At 73.4% G+C, this 331-nt stretch carries 1 pseudogene; it reads right to left on the reverse strand.

The features are described 5' to 3' along the window. A pseudogene (locus tag ADL01_RS46535) lies at positions 1-331 on the reverse strand (MSCRAMM family adhesin SdrC); the annotation flags it as partial.

Here is a 331-nt window from a genome sequence, read left to right on the forward strand (position 1 = left end):
CGGCCCGCCCGCATGTAGAGACGTCCCATGCGACGCATCAGGATCGGCACAACCGAGAAGACGCGAACGGTGCGGCGGGGCTTGTGGGGGAAAACGGGGGGCCCCACCCCCCACCTCTTGGGCGGGGTCGATATGCTCGACCAGGACGTCCTTCGCGCCGGGCTCGCCCGGGTCCGGCGTGCCGGCGCCGTCCGCGTCGTCCCAGACGGGGTCGCCTAGCCTGTTGACCGCTCCGACCAGACCGGCGTCGATCGTGTGGTTGACGTCGCCGGGGTCGCCGACGGCCACCCGGGCCCGGCCGGCCGAGTCGACGTTCGAGTCGAGCGCGCGG

Source organism: Streptomyces sp. NRRL WC-3618, assembly GCF_001280005.1.
In the GTDB taxonomy this organism is placed as follows: domain Bacteria; phylum Actinomycetota; class Actinomycetes; order Streptomycetales; family Streptomycetaceae; genus Streptomyces.